The sequence below is a fragment of the Amycolatopsis sp. NPDC043885 genome, from assembly GCF_056435685.1.
Genome location: NZ_JBWKEA010000001.1, coordinates 1493598 through 1517931, shown reverse-complemented (window position 1 = coordinate 1517931; position 24334 = coordinate 1493598). Strand labels below are relative to the sequence as shown.

The 24334-nt window shown below is 68.1% G+C and carries 26 protein-coding genes; 14 read left to right on the top strand and 12 right to left on the bottom strand.

Annotated features, from left to right (window positions below; translation table 11 throughout):
* Positions 1–38: 38 nt before the first annotated feature.
* Genes AC069I_RS07600 through AC069I_RS07590 form a run of 3 tightly spaced genes read left to right on the top strand, consistent with a single transcriptional unit; the run spans position 39 to position 3363 of the window.
* On the top strand, positions 39–1508 hold the full coding sequence (locus AC069I_RS07600) for a flavin-containing monooxygenase (protein ID WP_478224186.1): 1470 nt from the start codon (positions 39–41) through the stop codon (positions 1506–1508).
* On the top strand, positions 1505–2371 hold the full coding sequence (locus tag AC069I_RS07595) for a metal-dependent hydrolase (protein WP_465371132.1): 867 nt from the start codon (positions 1505–1507) through the stop codon (positions 2369–2371). Before AC069I_RS07600 ends, AC069I_RS07595 begins: the two co-directional genes overlap by 4 nt.
* Positions 2368–3363 carry a PDR/VanB family oxidoreductase gene (locus tag AC069I_RS07590; protein ID WP_478265028.1) on the top strand — a complete coding sequence of 332 codons (996 nt, stop codon included), beginning with the start codon at positions 2368–2370 and terminating at the stop codon, positions 3361–3363. The genes AC069I_RS07595 and AC069I_RS07590 overlap by 4 nt, the downstream gene beginning before the upstream one ends.
* Before the next feature lie 4 nt (positions 3364–3367).
* Here AC069I_RS07590 and AC069I_RS07585 read toward each other — a convergent pair whose 3' ends face one another.
* Positions 3368–3643 (bottom strand): YciI family protein, encoded by a 276-nt coding sequence (locus tag AC069I_RS07585; protein ID WP_340686204.1) that lies wholly within the window; start codon positions 3641–3643, stop codon positions 3368–3370.
* Positions 3644–3783: 140 nt separating this feature from the next.
* On the opposite strand from AC069I_RS07585, the gene AC069I_RS07580 reads away from it, so the two are divergent.
* The 4 genes from AC069I_RS07580 to AC069I_RS07565 all read left to right on the top strand — a co-directional run bounded on the left by AC069I_RS07580 (position 3784) and on the right by AC069I_RS07565 (position 6829).
* On the top strand, positions 3784–4359 hold the full coding sequence (locus AC069I_RS07580; RefSeq protein ID WP_007032484.1) for a SigE family RNA polymerase sigma factor: 576 nt from the start codon (positions 3784–3786) through the stop codon (positions 4357–4359).
* A gap of 91 nt (positions 4360–4450) precedes the next feature.
* Positions 4451–5653, top strand: coding sequence for an N-acetylglucosamine-6-phosphate deacetylase (nagA, locus tag AC069I_RS07575; RefSeq protein WP_478265170.1), 1203 nt, complete (start codon positions 4451–4453; stop codon positions 5651–5653).
* Between the two features lie 18 nt (positions 5654–5671).
* Complete coding sequence (locus AC069I_RS07570) at positions 5672–6052, top strand: hypothetical protein (RefSeq protein WP_478265027.1); 381 nt, start codon at positions 5672–5674, stop codon at positions 6050–6052.
* Between the two features lie 54 nt (positions 6053–6106).
* Positions 6107–6829 carry a DedA family protein gene (locus AC069I_RS07565; protein WP_478224183.1) on the top strand — a complete coding sequence of 241 codons (723 nt, stop codon included), beginning with the start codon at positions 6107–6109 and terminating at the stop codon, positions 6827–6829.
* Positions 6830–7072: 243 nt separating this feature from the next.
* Here the strand turns inward: AC069I_RS07565 and AC069I_RS07560 are convergent, their stop codons facing one another.
* Positions 7073–8461: an FAD-binding oxidoreductase gene (locus tag AC069I_RS07560; protein WP_478265026.1), complete on the bottom strand. Its 1389-nt coding sequence runs from the start codon at positions 8459–8461 to the stop codon at positions 7073–7075.
* Positions 8462–8480: 19 nt separating this feature from the next.
* Positions 8481–9965: an MFS transporter gene (locus AC069I_RS07555; RefSeq protein WP_478265025.1), complete on the bottom strand. Its 1485-nt coding sequence runs from the start codon at positions 9963–9965 to the stop codon at positions 8481–8483.
* An 88-nt stretch (positions 9966–10053) separates the two neighbouring features.
* Here AC069I_RS07555 and AC069I_RS07550 point away from each other — a divergent pair, with 88 nt between their 5' ends.
* Positions 10054–10581, top strand: a complete 528-nt coding sequence (locus tag AC069I_RS07550; protein ID WP_478224180.1) for a TetR/AcrR family transcriptional regulator — start codon at positions 10054–10056, stop codon at positions 10579–10581.
* 70 nt (positions 10582–10651) lie between these two features.
* On the opposite strand, the gene AC069I_RS07545 is transcribed toward AC069I_RS07550, so the two are convergent.
* Entirely contained in the window at positions 10652–11074 is a 423-nt protein-coding gene (locus tag AC069I_RS07545; RefSeq protein WP_478224179.1) for a PPOX class F420-dependent oxidoreductase, read from the bottom strand.
* Positions 11075–11266: 192 nt separating this feature from the next.
* On the opposite strand from AC069I_RS07545, the gene AC069I_RS07540 reads away from it, so the two are divergent.
* From AC069I_RS07540 to AC069I_RS07530, 3 genes are all read left to right on the top strand, one after another.
* Positions 11267–11785, top strand: a complete 519-nt coding sequence (locus tag AC069I_RS07540) for a MarR family winged helix-turn-helix transcriptional regulator (protein ID WP_125784806.1) — start codon at positions 11267–11269, stop codon at positions 11783–11785.
* Positions 11786–11789: 4 nt separating this feature from the next.
* The gene (locus AC069I_RS07535) at positions 11790–14051 is read left to right on the top strand and encodes an MFS transporter (protein WP_478224177.1); all 2262 of its coding nucleotides are present in this window, start codon (positions 11790–11792) and stop codon (positions 14049–14051) included.
* 150 nt (positions 14052–14201) lie between these two features.
* Positions 14202–14870 (top strand): DedA family protein, encoded by a 669-nt coding sequence (locus AC069I_RS07530; protein ID WP_125679558.1) that lies wholly within the window; start codon positions 14202–14204, stop codon positions 14868–14870.
* A 51-nt stretch (positions 14871–14921) separates the two neighbouring features.
* Here AC069I_RS07530 and AC069I_RS07525 read toward each other — a convergent pair whose 3' ends face one another.
* The 7 genes from AC069I_RS07525 to AC069I_RS07495 form a co-directional block, all read right to left on the bottom strand.
* Entirely contained in the window at positions 14922–15335 is a 414-nt protein-coding gene (locus AC069I_RS07525) for a VOC family protein (protein WP_478224175.1), read from the bottom strand.
* 184 nt (positions 15336–15519) lie between these two features.
* Complete coding sequence (locus AC069I_RS07520) at positions 15520–16266, bottom strand: SDR family oxidoreductase (protein WP_478265024.1); 747 nt, start codon at positions 16264–16266, stop codon at positions 15520–15522.
* The gene (locus tag AC069I_RS07515; RefSeq protein WP_125679555.1) at positions 16263–16910 is read right to left on the bottom strand and encodes a nucleoside/nucleotide kinase family protein; all 648 of its coding nucleotides are present in this window, start codon (positions 16908–16910) and stop codon (positions 16263–16265) included. Before AC069I_RS07515 ends, AC069I_RS07520 begins: the two co-directional genes overlap by 4 nt.
* Positions 16907–17776, bottom strand: coding sequence for a PfkB family carbohydrate kinase (locus AC069I_RS07510; RefSeq protein ID WP_478265169.1), 870 nt, complete (start codon positions 17774–17776; stop codon positions 16907–16909). Before AC069I_RS07510 ends, AC069I_RS07515 begins: the two co-directional genes overlap by 4 nt.
* Positions 17777–17781: 5 nt before the next feature.
* Positions 17782–18588, bottom strand: coding sequence for an ATP-binding cassette domain-containing protein (locus AC069I_RS07505; protein ID WP_478224171.1), 807 nt, complete (start codon positions 18586–18588; stop codon positions 17782–17784).
* Positions 18585–19574, bottom strand: a complete 990-nt coding sequence (locus tag AC069I_RS07500; RefSeq protein WP_034312398.1) for an ABC transporter permease — start codon at positions 19572–19574, stop codon at positions 18585–18587. The genes AC069I_RS07505 and AC069I_RS07500 overlap by 4 nt, the downstream gene beginning before the upstream one ends.
* On the bottom strand, positions 19571–20587 hold the full coding sequence (locus AC069I_RS07495) for a substrate-binding domain-containing protein (protein WP_378444919.1): 1017 nt from the start codon (positions 20585–20587) through the stop codon (positions 19571–19573). The genes AC069I_RS07500 and AC069I_RS07495 overlap by 4 nt, the downstream gene beginning before the upstream one ends.
* 113 nt (positions 20588–20700) lie before the next feature.
* On the opposite strand from AC069I_RS07495, the gene AC069I_RS07490 reads away from it, so the two are divergent.
* The 3 genes from AC069I_RS07490 to AC069I_RS07480 all read left to right on the top strand — a co-directional run bounded on the left by AC069I_RS07490 (position 20701) and on the right by AC069I_RS07480 (position 23274).
* Positions 20701–21735, top strand: coding sequence for a LacI family DNA-binding transcriptional regulator (locus AC069I_RS07490; RefSeq protein ID WP_126736104.1), 1035 nt, complete (start codon positions 20701–20703; stop codon positions 21733–21735).
* A gap of 88 nt (positions 21736–21823) precedes the next feature.
* Positions 21824–22693, top strand: coding sequence for a LacI family DNA-binding transcriptional regulator (locus AC069I_RS07485; RefSeq protein WP_034312391.1), 870 nt, complete (start codon positions 21824–21826; stop codon positions 22691–22693).
* Positions 22694–22740: 47 nt separating this feature from the next.
* On the top strand, positions 22741–23274 hold the full coding sequence (locus AC069I_RS07480; protein ID WP_478265023.1) for a GNAT family N-acetyltransferase: 534 nt from the start codon (positions 22741–22743) through the stop codon (positions 23272–23274).
* Positions 23275–23291: 17 nt separating this feature from the next.
* Here AC069I_RS07480 and AC069I_RS07475 read toward each other — a convergent pair whose 3' ends face one another.
* Complete coding sequence (locus AC069I_RS07475) at positions 23292–24308, bottom strand: glycoside hydrolase family 76 protein (protein WP_478230952.1); 1017 nt, start codon at positions 24306–24308, stop codon at positions 23292–23294.
* Positions 24309–24334: the final 26 nt, after the last annotated feature.

Sequence of the window (24334 nt, the reverse complement as noted above, 5' to 3'; positions counted from 1 at the left end):
CATCTGGGCACGAACGCCTCGAAGTGGAGGATTGCCAGATGACCGAGCGATTCAAGGTCGTGATCGTGGGCACCGGTTTTTCCGGGCTCGGCCAGGCCATCCAGCTCGAAAAAGCCGGGATCTCCGACTACGTGATCCTGGAGAAGGCGGACGAAGTCGGCGGTACGTGGCGCGACAACTCGTACCCCGGCTGCGCCTGCGACGTGCAGTCCCACATGTACTCGTTCTCGTACGAGCAGAACCCGGACTGGTCGCGGTCGTTCTCACCCGCCCCGGAGATCTTCCAGTACCTCAAGGACGTCACCGACAAGTACCGGCTGCGGCGCAAGATCCGCTTCGGCGTCGAGCTCACCGGCGCGACGTGGGACGAGACCTCGCGCCGCTGGCACGTGCACACGAAGTCGGGTGAGTTCGAGGCGCGGTTCCTGATCTCGGGCGTCGGCGGCCTGCACATCCCGCAGGTGCCCGAGCTGCCCGGAATCGAGAAGTTCAAGGGCCAGACCTGGCATTCCGCGCAGTGGAACCACGAGTACGACCTTCGCGGCAAGAAGGTCGCCGTGGTCGGCACCGGCGCCAGCGCGATCCAGTTCGTCCCGAAGATCGCCCCCGAGGTCGACGAGCTGACCCTGTTCCAGCGCACGCCGCCGTGGATCATGCCGAAGCCCGACCACGCCATGCCGGGCTGGGCCAAGACCGCGTTCCGCCGGATTCCCGGCGTGCAGCGGCTTTACCGCAACGCGCTCTACTGGTTCCTCGAAGTGCGCGCCGTCGGCTTCAACGGCCATCCCGCGATCATGAAGGCAGGCGAGGTGATCGCGAAGCGCCACATCGGCAAGGCCATCAAGGATCCGAAGCTGCGCAAGAAGGTCACCCCCGACTACACCATGGGCTGCAAGCGGGTGCTGATCTCCAACGACTACTACCCGGCGATCAACCGGTCCAATGTGGACGTCAACACCGAAGGCGTGCGCGAGGTCAAGGCGCGCAGTGTCGTCGACGGGAACGGCGTCGAGCACGAGGTCGACGCGATCATCTACGGCACCGGCTTCAAGGTCACGGATGCCTTGGAATACCTGGACATCACCGGGATCGACGGCCGCGACCTCGCCAAGGAATGGGCCACCGAGGGGATGCACACGCACAAGGGCATCACCGTTTCCGGCTTCCCCAACCTGTTCTTCCTCCTCGGCCCGAACACCGCGCTGGGCCACAACTCCGTGGTCTTCATGATCGAGTCGCAGGCGCGGTACGTCGTCGACGCGATCAAGCTCGCCGATTCCCGTGGCGCCGCCGCGCTCGACGTCCGCGCCGGTGTGCAGGAGAAGTTCCAGCGCGAGATCCAGGACAAACTCGTCAAGGGCGTGTGGACCCAGGGCGGCTGCAAGAGCTGGTACCTCGACGCGAAGGGTGTCAACCGCACGATCTGGCCGGGCTTCACCTGGCGCTACTGGCTCGACACCCGCAAGGTCGACCCGAGCGACTACGAACTCAGCGGGAGGTCGTCGTGACGGACCACGAGCAGATCGTCCTGCACGCTCGCGACGTCGAATTCGACTGGGCGTCGCTGCCGATGCACTGGATTCCCGGCGAACCGCAGGCGACGCACACCATCAACGTGCTGCATCTGGCGCTGCCGGAGGGCGAACGCTGGTTCGTCGAGGTGTTCAAGCAGGCCGTGCCGCTGATCCGCGACGAGCGCCTCAAAGAAGACGTCCTCGGCTTCATCGGCCAGGAAGCCATGCACGCCGAGGCGCACGACGGCGCCGCCGAACACCTCGAAGCGGCGGGCGTCCACGTCCGGCCGTACATCGCGCAGATGGAGTGGATGTTCCGCCGCCTGCTCGGCGACCGCGAGCTTTCCGCCAAGCGGCGCGAGGAATGGCTGATCGAACGGCTCGCCGTCATCGCCGCGATCGAGCACTACACCGCTTTCCTCGGCCAGTGGATCCTCGACGCCGAAGCGCTCGACAAAGCGGGCGCCGACCCGACGATGCTGGACCTCCTGCGCTGGCACGGTGCCGAAGAGGTCGAGCACCGCTCGGTCGCCTTCGATCTGTTCATGCACCTCGACGGCCGCTACACCCGCCGCGTGCGCAGCATGCTCGTGGTAACGCCGGTGCTCGCCTGGGTTTTCCTGCGGGGCACCAGGTTCCTCATGAAGAACGACCCGACGCGGCCGGGCAAGACGAGTTTCCGGACCTATCTGCGCGTGGCGAAGCTCGGGCTCCTGCCGTCGGGCAAGCAGTTGCGGCGCGAGATCCGGCCGTACTTCCGGAAGTCCTATCACCCGACGGAAACGGGCAATACCGATCAGGCCGTCGCGTACCTCGCGAGTTCGCCGGCCGCGCTGGCCGCCGACGAACCACGATGACCCGGCCGCTGCGGCTCGACGGCAGCGGGCGGACCGACCGCGCGATGGCGGCCCTGACCGGTGTCGTCGCGCTGTACCGCAGGCTCAGCGGGGTGAGCGGCCGCCGTCGTCCGCCGGTGGTCGCCGTCGACCGTGATCTCCCGCTGGTCGTCGACGAGGTCCGTACCGAAGCCGACGGCGTCGCCGGCCTGCGGCTGGTGCACGAACACGGCGAACCGCTGCCGCGATGGCGGCCCGGCGCGCACATCGACCTTTCGCCACGGCCGGGGCTGGTCCGTCAGTACTCCCTGTGCGGCGATCCGGACGACCGCTCGGCCTACCGCGTCGGTGTCCGCCTGCTCGGCGAGGGATCGACGGCGGTGCACGCGTTGAAGAAGGGCGCCCGGATCACGGCGCGCGGCCCGCGCAACGCGTTCCCGTTCGTCGCGAGCCCGGCGTACCTGTTCATCGCGGGCGGTATCGGGATCACGCCGATCCTGCCGATGGTGCGGCAAGCCGCCGCGGCGGGCGCGGACTGGCGATTGGTCTACACCGGGCGCGACGAAGCCTCGATGCCATTCCTGGAGGAATTGTCCGAATTCTCCGACCGTGTCTGGATTCGTCCGGACACGGACTACGGGATCCCCGCTTCGGGCGCCGAACTTCTCGACGGCGCCCCGGAAGGCGCGCCGATCTACTGCTGCGGCCCGGTTCCGATGATCGTCGGCGTCCGCACGGACGCGGCACTGCGTGCTTCGGGACCGGTGTTCTTCGAACGGTTCTCGACGCCGCCGATCGTCGGCGGCAAGCCGTTCCGCGTCGAACTGGCCCGCAGCGGCAGGATTTTGGACGTGCCCGCCGACCGGACGACGCTCGACGTCCTGCGCGAAACCGTGCCCGGTATCGCGTATTCGTGCCGTCAGGGGTTCTGCGGGACGTGCGAACTGCCGACGGTGACCGGCGACCGCGTCCGGGTCTGCGTCGAACGCGAGCCGGTCACCCTCGATCTCTGAGCCGTCAGGGGATCCAGGCGCCGATCACGGGTTTGAACTCGCGCACCGTCCGCTCCGCGACGACACCTTCGAGGTGGTACGGGTCCTGGTCGATGATCTCCATCAGCGCCGCCTCGTCCGCCGCCTGGTACATCGAGATCCCGCCGGAGCCGTCGCCCAGCGGACCACCGAGCGCGACGACGCCCTGGTCGGCGAGGCGGGAAAGGAATTCCCGGTGCCGGGGGCGCACGTCCGCCAGCTTCTCCTGCACGTACGTGATCTCCACCAGGAACCAGGCCATCGACATCTCCAAGGTCGCTCCAACAGACGCCCCCAGCTTCTCAGGATCCGATCAGGCAGGACTCCCGCCCCACCCGATACGCTGATCGAGCGCCACGCACAGGTTGTGCTTCAAAGGGGTAAATGAACAGGTAGGGGTACATGCTCGAGGGCAACGCGGAACGCAGTGTCGAGGCGACCCTCGGCCACTTGCGCACCATGGACGGACCGGTCACGCCACCGCCGCCTGCGGCACCGCTGACCCTTGAGGATCTCTATCGCCAGCACCGGATGCGGCTCGTCCGGCTGGCCATCCTGCTCGTGGACGAACCCGCGACCGCCGAGGACGTCGTCCAGGAGGCCTTCACCGGGCTGCACCGCAACTGGGGACGCCTGCGTGACGCCGCCGCGGCCGTCGGATACCTGCGCACCGCCGTGGTCAACGGATCACGCAGTGTGCTGCGCCGCCGCAAGACCGCACGCGAGTACGTCGCACCGCACGCCGTCAACGCGCGTTCGGCCGAAAGTCTCGCCATGCTGTCGAGTGAACATCAGGCCGTGGTGAGCGCTTTGTCCAAACTGCCCCCTCGCCAGCGCGAGGTTTTGGTCCTCCGTTACTACGGTGGGCTGAGTGAGGCCGAAATCTCCGAGGCCGCGGGGATCTCGAAAGGTACCGTTAAGTCAACCGCCAGCCGGGCGCTGGAGGCACTGCAGAAAGCGATGCAGTCACCGAACTGATGCCCGGCCTTCATCTCGACCGCTGGGTTGTGCCGCCATGCTTGGTCCAGACCAATATATGCTGGGGGGCGTGAGAGGCGCCGGAGATTTCGTGATCGTGGGCGGCCGGGTCGTCGCCCCGGACCGTGTACTCGACGACGGCTGGCTGGCTATCGCCGGCGGCAAGATCGTCCAAATCGGTTCCGGGACACCCCCGGACATCGACCGCGTGGACGTCGACGGGTGCCTGGTCGTGCCCGGCTTCGTCGACACCCACTGCCACGGCGGCGGGGGCGGGTCGTTCTCCAGCGCGAACCCCGAGGAGCTGCTCCGCGCGGTCCGCGCGCATCGGCGGCACGGGACCACGACCATGCTCGGCAGTCTGGTCTCGGATCCCGTCCCCGTGCTCAGGGACCAGATCGCGGCCCTGCGTGAGCTGGTCCAAGAGGGTGAACTTGCCGGAATTCACCTTGAAGGACCCTTCATCTCGAAGGCGCGGTGCGGAGCGCACGACCCGGCGACGCTGATCGAGCCGGACACGGCGACGGTCAACGCGCTACTCGGCGCCGGCCGCGGCGACATCCGGATGGTCACCCTCGCCCCCGAACTGCACGGCGGGATCAAGGCGGTCCGGCAACTGGCCGAATCGGGCGTCATCGCCGCCATCGGGCACACCGACGGCGTCGAGGACCAGATCATCCCCGCGATCGACGCGGGCGCCTCCGTCGCGACGCACCTCTTCAACGCCATGCGGCCTCTCCACCACCGCGAACCCGGCCCGATCGGCGCGCTCCTCGACGACGAGCGCATCACCGTCGAGCTGATCTGCGACCTCGTCCACGTGCACCCGACCGTGCTGCGGCTGGCCGCGCACCACGCGGGCAAGGGCCGGACCGTGCTCATCACCGACGCCATGTCGGCCACCGACGCCGCCGACGGCAGCTACATCCTCGGCCGCCTCGAGGTCGACGTCCGTGACGGTGTCGCCACCCTGGCGGGCAACGGTTCGCTGGCGGGCAGCACGCTGACCATGGACGCGGCCTTCCGCAACATGGTCCGCGGGGCGGGCATCGACCTGCTCGACGCCGTCCGTGCGACCTCCGGACGCCCCGCGGAACTGCTCGGCATCGCCGACCGGACCGGCTCGCTGCGCGCCGGGCTCGCGGCCGACGTCGTCGTGCTCGACCGCGACCTGCGGCCGGTCAGGGTGCTTCGTCAGGGCGAGTGGGTCAAGGACGACGCTGCGGCTACATTGAGCGCCACGGCCCCGCTGAGCGGGGCGGTCGAAGGCGGCGTGTCGGTCAGCGACGGGTAGCGGCGAAAGGAGTCCCGGATGAGCGAGCCCAAGGACCCGGAGAAGCTCCTAGCCGACGCCCTGCGCGCTCAAGCCGTCTTCGCCCCTTCGGCGGAGCGGGTCTCCGAGACGACTGCGGACAAACCGGCCGAAACGGACACCGAGAGTAACCCCGGGGCTCCCGGAGAACACGAACTGCCGCTTCAGTACGGCCTGCTGTCCGGTGCCGGTGCCGGCTCGCTCGAACGGGAGCGCGTCGCGCTGGAGGATGCGGAAACGGCCAGGCTGGCAGAGCGTCCGACCCCGCCTCGGGCACCTTCGCCGAGCAGCCCGCCTCTGCCCGCGTACTGGGTGTTGTTGCTGGCTGTCCTGCTGGGGCTCGCAGCCGGCTCCGTGATCGGGCTGCTCACGCTGATCTGAGCCGCCCTCTCCCGCCGGGTCAAGGCACTCAGCGTCACCCTGTACCGTTTTGGTGTGATCCTGGCGCAGAACACCGTGACGACGATGGGCCTCCTGCCGGAGTGGCTGGACCCGCAGCACCTGCTCAGCGGACTGACCGTTCCGGTCATCACCGTGCTTTGCCTGATCATCTTCATCGAGAGCAGCATCTTCCCGGTGCTGCCCGGTGACTCCCTGCTCTTCACCGCGGGCCTGTTCATCGCGAACGGCTCGATCGAGGCACCGCTGTGGCTGGTGTGCGTGCTGGTCACGGTCGCCGCGCTGGTCGGCAACCTGCTCGGCTACGGCCTCGGCTGGAAGGTCGGGCCCTGGCTGTTCCGCAAACCGGACTCGAAGTTCTTCAACAAGAAGTACGTCGACCAGACCCACGCCTTCCTGGAGAAGCACGGGCCGAAGGCGGTCGTGCTGGCGCGGTTCGTGCCGTTCGTGCGGACGTTCATCACGTGGATCGCCGGCATCGGCAAGATGGACCCGAAGAAGTACTTCACCTACACCGTCATCGGCGGCATCCTGTGGGCCGCCGGGATCACCGCGCTCGGTCACCTGCTCGGCGGCGTCGCGTTCATCCGCGACAACGTGGACGCGATCTTCATCCTGATCGTGCTGGTCTCGGTGGTGCCGATCGTGATCGAGTACCTGAAGGCGCGCCGCGAGAAGAAGCACGCGAACACCGCGACCGGCCTCGTCGTCGACACCGCCGAGGACGTCACTCAGCAGATCCCGCGCATCCGGGACTGACCCCTTACGAAGTGCCGTGAACGGTCCGTTACTTGCAAATTTTGCAAGTAACGGACCGTTCATGGCGTTCAGCGGTGTTCGGGCGAGCGGCTGTCCTGGGTGACCCGGCACCGCACTCGCGTGCTCAGACACGGAACTCGCGTGCTCGGAGACCGCACACACGAGTGCGGCCTTCAAGCACGTGAGTTCCGTGCCCAAGCACGCGAGTCACGCCGAGCGGACGATTCCCACAGACCTCGGCGTTCAGAGAGAGAACATCGAGCCCGGGTTGAAGAGGTTCCCCGGGTCCAAAGCCTGCTTGATCTGCCGGTGCACGCGGATGCCGACCTCGCCGATCTCCTTCGCGAGCCACTCGCGTTTGATCCGGCCGATGCCGTGCTCACCGGTGACCGTCCCGCCCAGCGACAGGCTGACGTCGAGGATCGCGTCGAAGGCCGTCCGCGCGCGGGCGAACTCCTCCTCGGAGTCGGGCGCGTAGACGATCGTCGGGTGCATGTTGCCGTCACCGGCGTGGCCGACGACGGCGATCCGCAACCCGACCTCTTCGCTGATCCGCTCGCAGCCGGCGATCAGCTCGGCGATGCGCGTCCGTGGCACGCAGACGTCGTCGGTCAGCCAGACGCCGTACATCTCCAGCGCGGTGAGCACGACCCGCCGCGCCTGCAGCAGCATCTTGCCCTCTTCGAGATCTTCGGTGGCGTAGGCCAGATCCGCGCCGCAGTCGACACAGATCTGTTCCAGCGCCGCGAGTTCCCGGCGAGCGACCTCGCCGCCGGAGTCGGATTGCGCGAGCAGCAAGGCTTTGCAGTCCGAACTCGTGCCGAGGTCGGTCTTGAGGTAGGCCTCGGCCGCCTTGATGGACGTCGCGTCCATGATCTCCATGAGCGACGGCACCAGCCCCTCACGCACGACTCGCGCGACGGCCTCGCCCGCGGCCTCCGTGCTGTTGAAAGCGGCGACGAGTGTGGCGGGCAGCTGCGGCAACGGTTTCAGCGCGACGGTCGCCTGTGTGATCACGCCGAGCGTGCCCTCACTGCCGACGAAGAGCCGTGCGAGGTCGTAGCCCGCGACCCCCTTCACCGTGCGGCGCCCGGTCTTCAGCACGGAGCCGTCGGCGAGCACGACTTCCAGCCCCAGCACGGAATCCGTGGTGACGCCGTACTTCACACAGCACAGGCCACCGGCGTTGGTGGACAGGTTCCCGCCGATGGTGCACCAGTCGTAGCTGGACGGGTCCGGCGGATAGAACAGGCCGTGCTTCTCCACCGCGTTGCGGAAATCGAGGTTCACCACGCCGGGCTGCACGACGGCGAGCCGGTTGCCTTCGTCGATCTCGACGATCCGGTCGAGTTTGGTCAGCACCAGCACGACACAGCCGTCGATCGCGTTCGCGGCACCGGACAGACCACTGCCGGCGCCGCGGGGCACGATGGGCACCTCGAACTCCGCACAGGCCTTGACCACGGCCTGCACACCCTCCGCATCGGACGGCAGCACCACCGCGAGGGGTTTGCCGCTGGCGGCCAGCGGCATCATGTCGCGCGAGTAGGCGTCCGTGACGTCGGTGTCGGTGAGCACCGCGGCGTCGCCGAGACGCTCGCGGAGCCGGGTGACCAGGGCATGGTTGCTCATGCCCCCATCGTAAGCTCGATTAGATCCGCACTGCGGAAATTTTTTTCCGATCGAGCAGAATGAAGGCCTGGACGCCTGTATAGATGAGCACGGCCACACCCGCCCATGCGGTAACGTGCACCCCCTGGGTGAAGGCTTCGCGAGCCGATTCCAGGAGCGCCTGCCCCGCGGCAGGGTCGAGCTGCTGCGCCGTCGCGACGGCGCCGCCGAGCGTGTCCCGGGCGGATTCGGCCGTCCCCTCCGGCAGGCCGGACCGGTAGACCGCGGTCGCGACGCTGCCGAGGATGGCCGTGCCGAGCGCCCCGCCCAGCTCGAACCCGGTCTCGGAGATCGCCGAAGCGGCTCCGGCGCGTTCGGCCGGGGCGGCCGAGATGACCAGGTCGTTCGTCAGCGTCTCCGAGAGGGCGACACCGCCGCCGAGCAGCGTGAACGACACCACCACGTACGCGAGCCCGCCGCCGGACGACACCTGGGTCAGCGCGAGGAAGCCGACCGCCGCGACCAGGAGACCACCGCTGACCAGCAGCGATACCCGGATCCGCTTCGCGAGCCACGCCGCGAGGAGCGCTCCGGCGACACCGGCGACCGTCGCCGGGAGCATCCACAGCGCGGCGACGACCGGAGTCAGCCCGAGCACCAGCTGCAGGTACTGCGGCACCAGGAACAGCAGGCCGACCATGGCGAACACGCCGAGCATGTTCGTCACGACGGAGCCGCTGAAGGCCCGGTTCGAGAACAGCTTCAGGTCGAGCATCGGCTCGTCGAGGCTGTTCTGCCTGCGGACGAACACGACACCGAGCGCGAGCCCGATCACGACGCTGACCGCGGCCTTCCAGGTGAAGCCGTGTTCGGCGACCAGCTTGATGCCGTAGACCACCGGCAGCATCGCGGCCAGCGACAGCAGCGCCGACAGCGGGTCGAAGCGGCCCGGCTTCGGGTCACGCGCCTCCGGCAGCACGAACGGTCCGACGATCAGCAGCACCACCATCACGGGGACGTTGATGAGGAAGACCGAACCCCACCAGAAGTGCTCCAGCAGCCAGCCGCCGAGCACCGGCCCGACCGCCATCCCGCCGGAGAACCCGGCACTCCACACGGCGATCGCGATCCGGCGCTGTTTCGGGTCGACGAAGATACTGCGGATCAGCGACAGCGTCGACGGCATCAGCGTCGCGCCACCCACGCCGAGCAGCGCCCTGGCGATGATCAGCATGAACGCGCTGGTCGAAAAGGCCGCGAGCACCGATGCGGCGCCGAAGGCCGCGGCACCCATGAGCAGCAGCTTGCGACGGCCGATGCGGTCACCGAGCGTGCCCATCAGGACCAGCAGGCCGGCCAGCATGAACGAGTAGATGTCGACGATCCACAACTGCTCCGCACCGGTGGGCGCCAGATCCTCGGACAGGAACGGCAGCGCGAACCCGAGCACCGTCATGTCCACGCTGATCAGCAGCACCGGAAGCACCAGTACCGCCAACGCCCACCACTGCTTGCGCCTCGCCATGGCGCACTCTCCTTTAGCTAAACCGTCTGGACGGTACAGTTACCGCCTCGTCCGAAGGTAAACCGTCCAGACGGTATAGTCAACTGATATGGCGAAGCCCACCGCGAAGGAACGCATCCTCGACTCCTACGAGGAGATCCTCATCGAGCAAGGCCCCGGCGGGGTCACCCTCGACGCCGTCGCCGCGCACGCGGGCGTCTCGAAGGGTGGCCTGCTTTACCACTTCGGCTCGAAGGAAGCCCTGGTGGACGGCCTGATGGAGCGTCTCGCCACCTTGTCGGACGAAGACCTCGAACAGGCACAGAAGGCGCCGGAAGGCGTCGTTTCCTGGTACCTGCGCACCGCCATCACCGACGTGACCCAGCGCAAGCCGCTGCACCGCACGACCATGGCGACGATCCGGATCATGCTCAACGAACCGCGGGTCGCCGAGGTCGTCCAGGTCTACAACCAGAAGATCCACGACCTGATCAGCGAGCACGTCGACGACCCGCTGACCGCCGAGCTGATCATCCTGGTGGGCGACGGCCTCTACCTGCGGGCGGCGCTCGGCCGGGACGACGCGAGCCCCCTGCTCGACCGGATCGACGAGATCAAGGCCCGCATCCAGCGCTGACGCGTTTCGTCCTCTGAATGCGGTCCTTGCGCGTGCAACCACCGCATTCAGAGGACTAAACGCAGGGGGCCTACATCCGCAGGCCGTAGACGCGCTCGATCGGGATGGTGAGCAGAACGCGCCGGTCGGCGACCATGGCGTCACGGAACTCGTCCCAGTCCGGATGCTCACCCCTGGCCCGCCGGTAGTGGTCCACCAGCGCGTCGACGGTCGCGTCGTCGCGCGAAGCGGCGGTCGGCGTGAGCACCGCCGGCCCCTCGACGACGACGTAGCCGTCGCCGCTCTCGGTCGACACGTGGAACGTCGCCCGCGGATCGCGCTGAAGGTTCTTCGTCTTGGCACGCGGTGCGGTGATCGAGATCAGGATCGCGCCGGCGTCCGCGTCGTAGAGGTAATTGACGGTCGACAGCTGAGGCCTGCCGTCCCGCTTGATGGTGGCGAGGGTGCCGAAGTCGCGGGCGGCGAGGATCGCGAAGAGCGCGGAGTCGGTCATGACTCCATCAAAGCAAAAGTGCAGCTCAGGGCGAACCGGACAAACATGCACGAATAAATGTGCTTGCATGCGGCAACTAAAGTGTCATCCGACACACAACGTCACTTTCTCCTTGCGAAGCATCCTTGGGAGGAACATCCTTGCTCTAGGCAACTAGTTGCAGTGACCAAGCAACCGGCGAGAGAGACCACCATGACACCCACGACACCCGGCACCAGGTCGAAGGCCGACCTCGATCTGGCCGACACCCTCGGGCATGAGCTCGTGCGGCTCGTGCGCCTGGTCAACCGGGCGAAGTCCCAGGTGTCCAAGCAGGGACCGGACGGTATCGAGCGGGCCGCGTACGCGATCCTCTTCTGCCTCATCCACGTCGGGCCCCAGCGGACCAGCAAACTCGCCGAGTTCCTGCACTCCGAGATCTCGACCATCAGCAGGCAGTCGAGCTCTCTCGTCCAGCACGGGCTGGTCGAGCGCCTGGCCGACCCCGAAGACGGCCGCGCCTGCCTGCTCGCACCGACCGCCGAAGGGCATCGGGTGTTCGAGGAGAACCGCAAGCAGCGGAACCAGTGGCTCGCCGAGGTGCTCGGCGACTGGTCCGACGACGACCGGAAAACCCTCAACTCGCTGTTCCACCGGCTGAACGACGACCTCGAAAAAACATCTCCACAGTTCGCCGACCCCGCGTCGGCGTCGAAGGCCAAGGGGGCCTGAAGCAATGAGTTCCGCAGTAGAAAGTCCACCAGCCGTCGAAGAAGACGGTCCCCGGCTCAGTCACCGTCAGATCGTCACGATCCTGATCGGCCTGATGTCGGGCATGTTCCTCGCCGCGCTCGACCAGACGATCGTGGGCACCTCGATCGTCCGCATCGCGAACGACCTCAACGGGTTCGACCTGCAGGCCTGGATCACCACGGCCTACCTGATCACCTCGACGATCGTCACGCCGATCTACGGCAAACTGTCCGACATCTACGGGCGCAAGCCGTTCTACATCGCCGCGATCTCGATCTTCCTGATCGGCTCGGTCGCCTCGGCCTTCGCGACGTCGATGTACGAGCTCGCCGCGTTCCGCGCGATCCAGGGCCTCGGTGCCGGCGGCCTGATGTCGCTGGCGATGACGATCATGGGCGACATCGTTCCGCCGCGGGAACGTGCCCGCTACCAGGGTTACTTCCTCGCCGTGTTCGGTATCTCCACCGTGCTCGGCCCGGTGCTCGGCGGGTTCTTCGCCGACTTCGACACGCTCGGCACCGTCTTCGGCTACCAGATCGACGGCTGGCGCTGGGTCTTCCTGATCAACGTGCCGATCGCGATCGTCGCGCTGTTCGTCGTCGCCCGCGTGCTCAACGTGCCGCACCAGCGCCACGACCACAAGATCGACTGGTGGGGCGGACTCGCGCTCATCGTCGCCGTCGTCCCGTTCCTGATCGTCGCCGAGCAGGGCAACAAGTGGGGCTGGGGCTCGCAGAACGCGATCATCTGCTACGTCATCGGCGCCATCGGCGTGGTCGCCTTCATCTTCATCGAGAAGCTGATGAAGGACGCGGCGCTGATCCCGCTGCGGCTGTTCAAGAACTCGACCTTCACGGTCGCGATCATCGGCGGCGTCATCGTCGGTGTCGCGATGTTCGGCGCGATCATGATGATCCCGCAGTACATGCAGGTGGTGCAGGAGTTCTCGCCGACCGAGTCGGGGCTGCTGATGATCCCGCTGATGGCGGGCATCATGAGCGGTTCGATCATCTCGGGCCAGATCACCAGCAAGACCGGCCGCTACAAGGTGTTCCCGGTGGTCGGCACGCTGCTGATCGCAGGAGGCGCGTTCTTCTTCGCGCAGGTCGAGTACAACAGCGCGCTGTGGCACCCGCTGGTCGCGGCCGCGATCATCGGGCTCGGCCTCGGTGCCTGCATGCAGACGCTGATCATCGCGGTGCAGAACGCGGGCCCGCGCAGCGACATGGGCGTCTCGACCGCTTCGGCGACGTTCTTCCGGCAGATCGGTGGTACCGCGGGTGTCGCGGTGTTCCTGACGATCCTGTTCAACGTCCTGCCGGGCAACATCACCAAGGCGTTCGGCGGCAACGCGCCGACCGGTGAAGGCGCCGCGGCACTGGGCGACCTCACCACGAACACGAGCGGTATCGCGAACCTGCCCGAGGCCATCAAGACCCCGGTTCTGATCGGCTTCACCGAGTCGATCACCACGGTGTTCTACGTGGCGGGCGCGGTCGCGCTGCTGGCGACGCTGGTCCTGATGTTCATGAAGGAGATCCCGCTTCTCGGCGGCTCGGCTCCTTCGGCGGCTTCGGCTCTCGAAGGCGGCGAAGCGCTCCTCGAAGAGGACGACGCGCCTGTCGAAACGGCGTCCGAGAAGACGGTCGTGACCGCGCCCGTCGAGGCGGGCAAGCACGCGATGACCAACGGGAACGGGGCATACCGGGCCGGATCCGCTCAGATCAGCGGGCATGTCCGCCGGGACGACGCCACGAACGTCGCGGGTGCGGCGCTGACCCTGATCGACCACAACGGCAATCAGGTGGCCAGGACGCACACGAACGAGAACGGCGTCTACTCGTTCGCCGGCATCGTGGGCGGGCGGTACACGCTCGTCGCCAGCGGCCGCTGGTTCCGGCCGGTCGCGGCGACGCTGACCGCCACCGGAGCCGGGGTGCTGCGTCACGACTTCGAGCTGGTCAGCACGATCCTGCTGAGCGGTGTCGCCCGCACCGACGGTGACCGGGTGGTGCCGGACGCGCGGATCACCGTGCTCGACTCCTCGGGTGGCGTCGCCGCCGTGGCGAGGACCGACGCGGAGGGCAACTACACGGTCAGTGACCTGCCCGCCGGGACCTACACGGTGATCGCCAGCGGCTACCCGCCCGCGACCAGCCGGGTGGAGCTGTTGGGCGGCGACCAGGCCGAACATGACGTCCGGCTGAGCTACGACCAGGCGCTCGACGAGCTTGTCGAGCACTAGTCCGGCTTGCAATGAAGGGGCCTTTCATCGCGAATTTTGCGATGAAAGGCCCCTTCATCGCACGTGCGGAGCGCATGACCGGACCTTTCGGACACCCCGATTCCACGGTTCGGCCGCATGCGGTTCGCGAAGTACACGTAGGCTCGCGTCGTGAGTGAGGTGTACACCGAGGCCGCGGGCATCGGCGTGAGCTGGCTCGACACCGCCGGGCCGGTGCTCGTCTGGGTGATCGTGCTGAGCTTCATCTTCGTGGAGTGCGCGCTGATCATCGGGCTTTTCCTGCCCGGCGACTCCCTGCTGTTCGCGGCCGGGGTCGTCCTCGCGCAGCACGGCTCCGACCTGAACGCGTGGCTGCTGTCGGCCGCCGCACTGCTGGTCGCGATCCTCGGCAACCAGGTGGGGTACTACATCGGGCGGTCGACGGGCACGAAACTGATCGCGCGCCGCGGCGGCAAGGTACTGAACCGGCACAACCTGGACCGCGCCAGGGCCTTCCTGGATCGCAAGGGTTTCTTCGCCATCGTCGCCGCGCGCTGGATCCCGTGGATCCGCACGCTGGCGCCGCTGATCGCGGGGACCGCGCGGATGGATCCGCGCCGGTTCGCGCTCGCGACCGCGCTCGGCGGGCTGCTCTGGGTACCGACGCTGGTGCTGCTCGGCTACTACGGCGCCGGCCTGCTGGACCAGCTTCCGTGGGTGAAGACGGTCGCGCTCTGGGTGAGCGTCGCGTTCTTCGTGGTGGGCACGGCCTACGGCGTGATCCGCTACCGCCAGGAGATGCGGCGTCCCGCCGAGGAGACCGAAGAGAGCACTGCCTAATCCATCCATGCCCCCGCCGCCGCCCTCAACGGAGGAGCTGCGCTCCCACGCCTACAACTCTGGATCGGCCCAGATCTCCAACTGGATGCCGTCGGGGTCACGGAACACGATGACCGACGAGCCTTCCAACGTCCGGGAACCCTTCGACGGCGAGTAGACGACGCCGTATTCCGAAAGCCGCGCTTCCCATTCGGCCAGCTCCGAACGCGAAGAGACCTTGAACGCCACGTGGTCCAAACCTGTCCGCCGTTCGTCGAACCGCGGCCGCTCGGTGTCCTGGTGCTCGACGAGTACCACCGCGAAACCCTCGCTGGGCGACCTGAGCACGACCTTCCGCAGACCCGTTTCGGGGTCCTCACGACGCGTGAACTCTTCGAGTTCGAGCACTCGGGCGTACCAGGGCACGCTCCGGTCCACATCGGTCACGGTGAGTGCCAGGTGGTGCACAGACATGAGCTTGGACATCGGGGATGACCGTCCTGATCAAGAGCTTGGGGGCGCCACCAGGGTGACACAGGCGCCTCGGGCCACGAGGTGATCCGCCGACTTCCCACATGAATCGTGATATCCGCCGGGAAACAGTGTTAAAAAGTGGCTGAACCGCACGCGGAGCCGATATCGCCCCGTGACCGCGCCGTGGCCCTGGGTCTCAACGCCCTCCGCCGACGGTCAGCACCGTCCCGGTGGTGTACGACGCGGCCGGGGAAAGCAGCCACAGCACGGCTTCCGCGACTTCGCCGGGTTCGCCCGCCCGTCCCATCGGAATGGTCGGCGCGATCCGCTCCATGCGATCGGGCATTCCCGCCGCGGCGTGCAGTCCGGTGTGGATCATGCCCGGTGCGACGGCGTTGACCCGGATGGATTCTTTCGCGACTTCTTGCGCCACGCCGTAGGTCATCGTTTCGACGGCCGCCTTGGTGCCCGCGTAGTGGACCCATTCCCCTGGCGAACCGGTCCGCGCGGCGGTGGAGGACAGCGTCACGATCGCGCCGCCGTCACCGCCGTACCGAGTCGACATCCGGCGGATGCCCTCGCGGACGCACAGGAAGACCCCCGTGATGTTGACCTCGACGACACGACGGACGACATCGACGTCGTACTCGTCGAAGCGGCCCGGTGTGTTGCCGGTGATGGCCGCGTTCGCGACCAGCCCGGCGAGCGGGCCGAACTCGATGGCGGCGTCGAACAGGGCCACCACGTCGTCTTCGGACGCCACGTCGCCGCGCTGGGTGATCGCCCGGACACCGTGTTTCCGGACGTGCGAGGCGACATCCTCGGCCGCTTCGGCGTCGCCCGCGTAGTTGACGACGACGTCGTAACCGCGCGCGGCGGCCAGTTCACAGACCGCCGCGCCGATGCCCTTGCTGCCGCCGGTGACGACGAGAACACCACTCATATGGCGAAGTTAACCAGCGGGAGGTTCTCGAGAACCAGGTCGGCCCGGCTGCTGGTGGACGCGATCAGATCGGCGTTGCGCTGGTCGGAACCGAGCGCGCGGCGACGCGCTTCGACCAGCGAACGGCCGTAACGGCGGTGCCGCGAGACGAGCCGCTCGATGCGCTCGGGCTCGTCCGGCGCGAGGAACCACGACTCGGCGAGGATGGGCTTCACGCCGCTCCACGGGTCGTCCTGCATGAGCAGGTAGTTCCCCTCGGTGATGACCAGCGGGACGTCCGGCGTGACCGCGACGGCGCCGGCGATCGGCTCCTCGATCTCCCGGCGGAACTCGGGCGCGTAGACCGTCTCGCGGCCTTCGGCGAGCCTGCGCAGCAGGTGCACGTACCCGGCGGCGTCGAAGGTGTCCGGGGCGCCCTTGCGCTCCACCCGCCCGAGCCGCTGCAGTTCCACCTGCGCCAGGTGGAAGCCGTCCATCCCGACCACCGCCGCCCTCGTGCCCAGCGCCTTGGCCAGGCCCCAGGCCAGCGTCGTCTTGCCGGACGCGGGGGCGCCGACGATGCCGAGCACACTGCGCTGTCCCGGCTTCGCCAGCGTCTGAGCCCTGCTCAACAGGTCCTCGAACACCGGAGGCATGGCTGTCATGGCTGTCCCTCTCCCATCTTCGCGACCGCGGCCGTCCACGACCTCGGTCCTTCATGCCGCACCCGTTCGGCGGCCACCTCGTTGGCGAACGCGATCCAGCCCGGAACGTCCCCCTGGTCCCGGGCGACCGCGTACGCGAAAGCTCCGTGCCAGACGTCGCCCGCGCCCAGCGTGTCACGCGCCTGGGTGACAGGGACGGGGACGGCACCGGATCCGTCCGCCGTCGACCAGCGCACCGGATCGGGGCCCGCGGTCGTGATCACCACGGGCACGCCGTGCTCGCGCGGGTCGTCCCCGCGGTACAGCGACGAGCACGCGGCGACGTCGACGAGCGGCAGGAGTTCGGGGAAGACCGGCTTCCAGCTCCCGGCGTCGAGTACCACCGGCACCTTCCGCTCCCGCGCCCAGCGCGCGACCGCCAACGCGACCTCCGGATGGTGCCCGTCCAGGAGCACACACCCGGGCATTTCGTCCTCTGAATGCGGTAGTTGCGCGTGCAAGGACCGCATCGAGAGGACTGAATGCGTGGAGGCGTGGGCGTTGCGCGAGACGACGGTGCGTTCCCCGTCGGAGTCACGGACGACGATGGCGCTGATCGCGGGCGGATCGGGCCGTTCGGGATCGAGGTCGACCAGGTCGACGCCGTGCGCTTCGAGGTCCGTTCGGGCGAGTGCCGCCAGCGGGTGCGCACCGGCGACCGTCAGCAGCGTCGCTTCGGCGCCGAGCGCGGCCACGGTCACCGCCGCGTTCGTCGCCGGCCCCCCGGCGGCGACGTCCATCGACAGCGAACGCACCTTCTCGCCCGGCGCCGGGATCTCGGCGACGCGCTGAACCTGGTCGACGGTGCACAGGCCCGCCAGCAGCACCCGCACTACAGCCCCGTGTGGACGGCCGACGCGACCTCTTCGACCTCGCCGTTCTCACCGATCTTCAGTGCACCCGTGAGCAGGCCGACGACCTGATTCATGGTGTGCGTCTTCGGCGAGACCACCGCGACGCGCTTGCCGAGGCGGTGCACGTGGATGCGGTCGGCGATGTCGAACACATGCGGCATGTTGTGGCTGATCAGCACCACCGGCAGGCCGCGTTCGCGGATACGGTTGATCAGGTCGAGCACCTTGCCGGATTCGGCGACGCCGAGCGCGGCGGTGGGCTCGTCCATGATCACCGCCTTGGTGCCGAACGCCGCCGCCCGCGCGACCGCGACACCCTGGCGCTGCCCGCCGGACAACGTCTCCACCGGCTGCGTGATGGACTTGATGTTGATGCCGAGCTCGTCGAGGATCCGCTGCGCGTCGGCCCGCATGGCCGCCGTGTCCAGCTTCCGGAACAGCTGCCCGAAGAGATCCTTACGCCGCTTTTCCCGGCCGAGGAACATGTTCGACGCGATGTCGAGCGCGGGTGCGACGGCGAGATCCTGGTACACCGTCTCGATCCCGTAGTGGCGAGCGTCCAAAGGGGACTTGAAGTGGACGGTCTGACCGTCCACTTTGATCTCACCGGAATCCGGGATCACCGCGCCCGAAAGGGCTTTGATGAGGCTCGACTTCCCGGCGCCGTTGTCGCCGACGACGGCGAGCACCTCGCCGGGGAACAGCTCGAAATCGGCACCGTCGATGGCGGTGACCCGGCCGTAGCGTTTGACCAGGCCCTGCGCGGACAACGTGGGTGTCGTCATGACTGCCGCCTCCTCGCGAAACGGTCGACGCAGACAGCGCCGATGAGCAGGGCACCGGTGGCGACGTCCTGGTAGAGCGCGTCCACGCCGAGCTGGGTCAGCCCGGACCGCAGGACCGCGACGACCAGCGCGCCCATCATCGTGCCGAGTACGGAACCCCGGCCGCCGAACAGGCTCGCGCCGCCGAGCACCACCGCGGTGATGGAGTCGAGGTTGCCGAGCTGGAAGGCGTTCGGGTCGGCGTTCGGCACGCGGCCGAGCGCCTGCCAGGCGGCGATCCCGACGATCACGCCGGCGACGATGTACACCGAAAGGATCGTGCGGTTGACCTTGATCCCGGACAGCCGCGCGGATTCCGGCGCGTTGCCGACCGCGTAGACGTGCTTGCCCCACGGCGTCCGCGTGAGCGCGTACCAAAGTCCCAGGTACATCAGCAAAGCGAGCGTCATGCCGTAGGTGATCGGGATGCCGCCGAACAGGTACCGGCGGGTGCCGAGCCATTTGAGCAGTTCGTCGGCGACCGGGACGGCCTGCCCGCTCGCGAACAGTTTGGCGGCCGCGGTGAGCACGGTCAGCAGACCGAGCGTGACGATGAACGGCGGCAGTTTGATCCGGGTGACCAGCGAGCCGGTGACCATGCCGATCACCACCGTCGCCACGATTCCCAGCAGCAGCGCCCAGATCCCGGAGACGCCGCCGACCACGAGTTTCGCCATGATCAGCGTCGCGAGCACCATCGCGGCCGCGTTGGCCAGGTCGATACCCGCGGTCAGGATGATCAGCGTCTGCCCGAGGGCGAGTGTGCCGACCACCAGGGACTGTTGCACCACAAGGGAAAGGTTGTCGAGATCGAGGAAGGTGTCCGTCGAAAGGGAGAACACCACGATCGCGACGAGCAGGGCCAGGGCGGGCCCGACGGCGGGCGCGCGCAGGAAGAACTCACCGATGGACGGGCGTTCGTTGCCTTTCAGGGTTGCGGTAGTCACTTCGTCCCCCAGCAGTTCTCGAGGCCCCACTTGGTGTCCTGGCTTTCCACGCCGGGGATCGGCTTGTCGGTGATCACCGCGGATCCGGTGTCGACGAACCCGCTCGGCTTCTTGCCGGTCTTGGCGTACTCGACGGCGGCGAGGACACCCTGCTCGGCCATCTTCTTGGGGAACTGCATGACCGTGGCGGCGTACTGGCCGTCGCGCACGTTCTTGACGCCTTCGCAGCCGCCGTCGATCGAGCCCATCACGATCTGGTTCACCAGGCCGCGGGCCTGGAGCGCGGCGTAGGTGCCGCGGCCCATCGGCTCGTTCATCGTGTAGACGGCGTTGATGTCGGTGGTGCGCTGCAGCAGGTTCTCCACGCCCTGCTGCGCGAGGCTCTGGTCGCCGTTCGCGGGCGTCTTGCCCTTGATCTCCGGCGACGCGTCGGTCAGCCCGATGCCCTTGAGGAACCCGGTGTGCCGCTGGGTGTCCACTGTGGACCCGGCGGTGCCGTCCACCATGAACAGCTTCGGCGGCTTGCCGGCCAGCGCCGCCTTGACGTAGGCACCTTGCTGCCGTCCGGCCTCGAAGTTGTCCGTGGCGAAGGTGGCGTCGACGGCGGTGTCCGGTTCGGTCGCCGTGTCGAGCGCGATGACCAGCACCCCGGCCTTGCGGGCGCGGTCGATGGCGTCGAGGACGCCGGTCGAGGAACTCGGCGTGATCAGGATGGTGTTCGCACCCTGCTGCATGAGGTTCTCGATGGCCCGGACCTGGCCGTCGTTGTCGCCGTCGAACTGGCCGGCGAGCGCGCTGAACTCCGCGCCGTTCGCCTCGGCGGCGGCCTTGGCGGCCGCTCTCAGTTCCACGAAGTAGGGGTTGGTGTCGGTCTTGGTGACCAGGCCGACCTTGGCCTTGCCACCGCCGCCCGCGTTCGAACCGCCACCCCAATGGCGTTCGACGGTGCACCCGGCCGAGGTCACCGCGAGTGCGGCGGCCATGGCGAGCGCGGCGAGACTGCGCTGTCTCATGGGGATGCCCTCCGATTCAAGGCTGTCCGTGATGGACCGGAAGGTAGACAGGGTTATGCTCACTCGCAAGCGTTTGCGCAAACGCTTGCCAGCTGACTTTCCGAGGATAGGTAATGCCGCCGTCTCGCTCGTCCCGTCCCACCCAACGCGACATCGCCGAGCTGGCGGGAGTCTCGATCACCACCGTTTCCCACGTGGTCAACGGGACGAGGGCGGTGGCCGAGGACACCAAACTGGCCGTCCTCCGCGCGATCGAGCAGACCGGCTACACCGGCGACGCCATCGCCCGCTCGCTGGTGACCGGCGGGACGCGGTCGATCGGCGTCGCGATCTCCCTCATCGCGAACCCGTACTTCGCCGTCCTGATCCAGGCGATCGAACGCGAAGCCGCGCTGGCCGGGTACACGGTCCTGCTCGCGGACACGCACGACACCGTCGACACCGAACGTGAGACCGTGCGGACCCTGCGTTCGCGCCGGGTCGACGGGCTGCTGATCACGCCGTCGCCGGGCGACGGATCGGTGATCGGCGAACTCGTCTCGCTCGACGTCCCGACCGTACTCATCGACCGGCTCTCCACCCGCACCGACGTCGACCAGGTCGGCGCGGAGAACATCCAATCGACGTCCGCGCTGACCGCGCATCTGGCGTCGCTCGGGCATCAGCGGATCGGCATGATCAGCGGCACCGCGGGCCTGAGCACCAGCGAGGAGCGCATCCTCGGCTATCGCCTCGGGCTCGGCCGCTCGGGTTTGACCTGGTCGGAGGAGCTGGTCGCGTGCGGCCAGTCCTCGCAGGCGGGCGGGGCACTCGCGCTGAGCACGCTGCTCGCGCTGCCGGAGCCGCCGACGGCGCTGGTGGTCGCCAATGACACCATGATGGTCGGGGTGCTGCACGAGCTTCGGCGCCGCGGCCTGCGGGCGGGCGTCGACCTCCCGGTGGTGGTCTACGACGACGTCGAATGGGCCGATCTGGTCGATCCGCCGCTGACCACGATGGCGCAGCCGATCGAGGAGATAGGCACACAGGCGGTACGCCTGCTGCTGGCCCGGATCAACGATCCGGCACGCAAGGCCCAGACGATGCGGATTCCGCCTACGCTCCGCCATCGCGCGTCCTGCGGATGCGCTCTCGTTCACTCACATTGATGATTGTTGGGAGACTTTCCGGTCTCGCCGCCGAGCGACGCTCCGTCAGCCGTTACCGTCGTTCAAGCTCGAATGAAGGCGTGGAGCGATGACCGCACTGTCCCCGGCGTTACCCCTGTGGGAGGACACCCCTGTCACCCACCGGTTCGGGGTGGCCATGGCGATGCACGCGAACCCGTATTCGGGTGAACTCGTCCGCGCCATCCGCCGCGCCGCACGCCGTCACGGCTGCGAAATCACCCTCGCCGACACCGGCGACAGCGTCGCCGAAGAAGCCGCGGTCATCCGCGCGCTGCGGGCTGACCGCGTCGACGGTGTCCTGCTCGTCCCGGCGGCAGGCGACGAAGCGGTGATCAACGGACTGGTCCGGATGGGCGTGCCGACCGTGCTCGTCGACCGGATGGCCGGCCGCAACGACGTCGACCAGGTCGGCTCAGAGAACATCCAGGCCGTGTGCGCGCTCGTGCGGCACCTCGCCGGGCTGCGGCACCGCAAGATCGGCTTCATCTCGGGCGAAGAGGACATGACCACCTACGAGGAGCGGGCGCTGGGCTACCGGCTCGGCCTCGGCCGCTCCGGCCTCCGATGGACGTCGCAGCTGGTCGCGTGCGGGCAGTCGACCCCGGGCGGAGCCGCCGCCGCGACGGCGAAACTGCTCGACAGCTGGCCCTCGCCGACCGCGCTCGTGGTGGCGAGCGAGGCGATGATGATCGGCGTCCAGTACGAGGCGCACCGGCTCGGCATCCGGATCGGGCGTGACCTCGCGATCGTCGGCTACGGCGACATGGAGTGGGCGGGCCAGGTGACCCCGGCGGTCACCACGATGGCGCAGCCGATCGAGGAGATCGGGCGCAAGGCCGTCGAGCTCCTGCTGGCCCGGATCACCGACCCTGAGCGACGACCCGAATCCGTACGGCTCGCGCCGCGCTTCATACACCGTCAGTCGTGCGGCTGCTGAGTCACAACTCGCTGGTCAGAACGCCGCCGCCGGGTGAAGATGGCGGAATGACCGACCTGTGGACCGTGCACACCGCCGACCTCGAAGCAGGCGTGCTGAAGGCGGCACGCGCTCTGCTGGACGACGCGTTCGACGGCGATTTCAGTGACCACGACTGGGAGAACGCGCTCGGCGGCATGCACACGCTGGTGTGGGAGAGCGGTGAGCTGATCGGGCACGCGTCACTGGTGCAGCGGCGGCTCGTGCACGACGGACGGGTCCTCCGGACGGGTTATGTCGAGGCGGTCGCCATCCGGTCGGATCACCGGCGGCGCGGCCACGGCGCCGCGATGATGGACGCCCTGGAGCGGGTCCTGCGGAAGGCGTACGACCTCGGGGCCCTTTCGGCGTCCGACGAGGCACTGGAGTTCTACGCGTCGCGGGGCTGGCTGCTGTGGCGCGGTATTTCGTCGGCCATGACACCTTCGGGTATCGAGGCGACGAAGGAGGACGACGGGTCGATCCACGTCCTGCCGGTGGGGGTCACTCTCGATCTGGACGGGGAGATCACCTGCGATTGGCGGGCGGGCGACGTCTGGTAGCTACCGCATTTAGTCCTCTAAATGCGGTGTTCCAGGGTCGCCGCGGCTTCGAGCAGCATCCACGCGCTCACCTGGACGGACAGGTCGCGTTCGGGAGCGTCAGCGGCCAGGGGCAGCGAAGGCGCCGGAGTCGCCCAGTCGGCGCTGAAGAGCGGCCCGTGCGGTGTCTCGGTGGCACCGGACCAGCAGGCGTCAGCCGACCGGATGACCAGTTCGCGCGCGATCCCGCTCGGCAGCAGCGGTGCCGCGAGCGCCAGATACCGGGCCAGGATCCCGGCGAACAGGCCGCCGTCACCACCTTCCTGCCCCCGGATCACCCCGTTCGGCGCGACATGTTCCGCAACGGCCTGGATCGTGCGCCCCACCCTGTCCACTTCGGACAGTTCGAGGCAGGCGCCGAGGTAAACACCTTGGCAGTACGTGAAAATATGCCTGACTAGTTCCCCGCTGCCGACCCGCAGGCCGTCCCACACCAGTCCGGAATCCGGGTCGACGAGCCGCTCGGTCATCCAGTCGGTCAGACCACGAGCGTGCTGCGTGGCGCCTTCGCGGGCGTGGAAGATCGCGGCCGGGCCGTTCGCGGGCGCGTTCTTGAAGTCGTCGCCGACGCGCCACCAGATCCCGCCGCCCGCGTCGTCGGTCCAGCCTTCGCGCAGCCGTGAGCTGATCGCCTCCAGTCCGCCGCGGACGTCCAGCCCGAGATGTCCGACGCGTTGCAGCGCGAGACCGAGCCAGGCGATGTCGTCGTAGTAGTCGTTGATCCACTTGCCGAAGTTGCGCAGCCGCACGGACACCACGAATCGGTCGATCAGCTTCAGCCGATGCGGTGAAGGGTCCCGCAGCTGGGCGTCGACGAGAGTGTCCAGCAGGTGTGCCTGCCACCAGTAGTTCCAGTGCCAGTGGACGCGCTGCCCCGCCGACGGCGGCCAGCCGCTCCGGCCGAGCACGGTCCCGGGCAGCGCCCACACGCGGCGCAGATGCCGGTCGCGGATCGCGCGCTCGGCGATCGCGGCTCGGTCGGCGAGAGCAGTCATCGCGCCATCATCCCTTGCCCGCCGAC

Coding starts and splice junctions, on each gene's coding strand:
- AC069I_RS07495 (WP_378444919.1), bottom strand. CDS start 20,587: ATGAGACAGCGCAGTCTCGCCGCGCTCGCCATGGCCGCCGCACTCGCG.
- AC069I_RS07570 (WP_478265027.1), top strand. CDS start 5,672: ATGAGCGAGCCCAAGGACCCGGAGAAGCTCCTAGCCGACGCCCTGCGC.
- AC069I_RS07485 (WP_034312391.1), top strand. CDS start 21,824: ATGACCGCACTGTCCCCGGCGTTACCCCTGTGGGAGGACACCCCTGTC.
- AC069I_RS07560 (WP_478265026.1), bottom strand. CDS start 8,461: ATGAGCAACCATGCCCTGGTCACCCGGCTCCGCGAGCGTCTCGGCGAC.
- AC069I_RS07480 (WP_478265023.1), top strand. CDS start 22,741: ATGACCGACCTGTGGACCGTGCACACCGCCGACCTCGAAGCAGGCGTG.
- AC069I_RS07555 (WP_478265025.1), bottom strand. CDS start 9,965: ATGGCGAGGCGCAAGCAGTGGTGGGCGTTGGCGGTACTGGTGCTTCCG.
- AC069I_RS07545 (WP_478224179.1), bottom strand. CDS start 11,074: ATGACCGACTCCGCGCTCTTCGCGATCCTCGCCGCCCGCGACTTCGGC.
- AC069I_RS07505 (WP_478224171.1), bottom strand. CDS start 18,588: ATGACGACACCCACGTTGTCCGCGCAGGGCCTGGTCAAACGCTACGGC.
- AC069I_RS07535 (WP_478224177.1), top strand. CDS start 11,790: ATGAGTTCCGCAGTAGAAAGTCCACCAGCCGTCGAAGAAGACGGTCCC.
- AC069I_RS07540 (WP_125784806.1), top strand. CDS start 11,267: ATGACACCCACGACACCCGGCACCAGGTCGAAGGCCGACCTCGATCTG.
- AC069I_RS07600 (WP_478224186.1), top strand. CDS start 39: ATGACCGAGCGATTCAAGGTCGTGATCGTGGGCACCGGTTTTTCCGGG.
- AC069I_RS07580 (WP_007032484.1), top strand. CDS start 3,784: ATGCTCGAGGGCAACGCGGAACGCAGTGTCGAGGCGACCCTCGGCCAC.
- AC069I_RS07590 (WP_478265028.1), top strand. CDS start 2,368: ATGACCCGGCCGCTGCGGCTCGACGGCAGCGGGCGGACCGACCGCGCG.
- AC069I_RS07585 (WP_340686204.1), bottom strand. CDS start 3,643: ATGGCCTGGTTCCTGGTGGAGATCACGTACGTGCAGGAGAAGCTGGCG.
- AC069I_RS07550 (WP_478224180.1), top strand. CDS start 10,054: ATGGCGAAGCCCACCGCGAAGGAACGCATCCTCGACTCCTACGAGGAG.
- AC069I_RS07525 (WP_478224175.1), bottom strand. CDS start 15,335: ATGTCCAAGCTCATGTCTGTGCACCACCTGGCACTCACCGTGACCGAT.
- AC069I_RS07490 (WP_126736104.1), top strand. CDS start 20,701: ATGCCGCCGTCTCGCTCGTCCCGTCCCACCCAACGCGACATCGCCGAG.
- AC069I_RS07520 (WP_478265024.1), bottom strand. CDS start 16,266: ATGAGTGGTGTTCTCGTCGTCACCGGCGGCAGCAAGGGCATCGGCGCG.
- AC069I_RS07515 (WP_125679555.1), bottom strand. CDS start 16,910: ATGACAGCCATGCCTCCGGTGTTCGAGGACCTGTTGAGCAGGGCTCAG.
- AC069I_RS07475 (WP_478230952.1), bottom strand. CDS start 24,308: ATGACTGCTCTCGCCGACCGAGCCGCGATCGCCGAGCGCGCGATCCGC.